This window comes from Nocardiopsis halophila DSM 44494 (assembly GCF_000341245.1).
Classification (GTDB): domain Bacteria; phylum Actinomycetota; class Actinomycetes; order Streptosporangiales; family Streptosporangiaceae; genus Nocardiopsis_A; species Nocardiopsis_A halophila.
The window spans coordinates 1-649 of record NZ_ANAD01000099.1; the positions used below are offsets into that span (position 1 = coordinate 1).

Consider the following 649-nt stretch of genomic DNA (forward strand, 5'->3'; position numbering starts at 1 on the left):
CTGACCAGGGCGCTGGAGATGCTGGCCGAGCACCGGCCCGAGGACACGCCCGTGGGGTACGTGCACAACGCGACCCGGGAGAGCGAGCGGACGGTCCTGACGACGCTGCGCGCGATGCTCGACGGGGAGGTCGACCAGGTGGACATGTTCACCGTGGTCCTGGTCGGCAGCTCGGCCTCCAGGGACGTCGCGGGACGGTTCGTGACCCCGCGCGGCTACACCTGGCGCGGGGCGCCCGAGGACTGAGCACCGGGGGACGGTGCAGGGACGGTCCGTGGTCGTCTCCCGGCGGGGGCCGCCGGGAGACGACCACGGGAAGAAGCGGGCGGAAGCCGTGCGTGGCCGACGGCCGGGGACGGTTCCCTTTGAGCGGCGGACGCGTCTCGACTCAAAGCGGCCTGCTTGCCGGGTGGCAGGGCCCTTAGGGGGAGGGGTAGGCGGCGACGGTACGGCTGGTGCCCCGCTCCGGCCTGTTTGCCGGGTGGCGGGGCCCTTCGGTGCAGGGGAAGGGCGGCGACGAGGGTCGGCGCCGCCTGCAGGTAGCACTGTCGGGCGCACGGCATGCGGGCGGCCGGCGGAGTCGGCAACGGCGGCGCGGCTGGTGCCCCGCTCCGGTCTGCTTGCGTGGCGGCGGGCCGCCGGGGTGTCG

Annotated in this window: 1 pseudogene; it reads left to right on the forward strand. The window is 75.2% G+C overall.

Annotated features, from left to right (window positions below):
- A pseudogene (locus tag D450_RS30090) lies at positions 1-246 on the forward strand (precorrin-3B C(17)-methyltransferase); the annotation flags it as partial.
- Between the last annotated feature and the right edge of the window lie 403 nt (positions 247-649).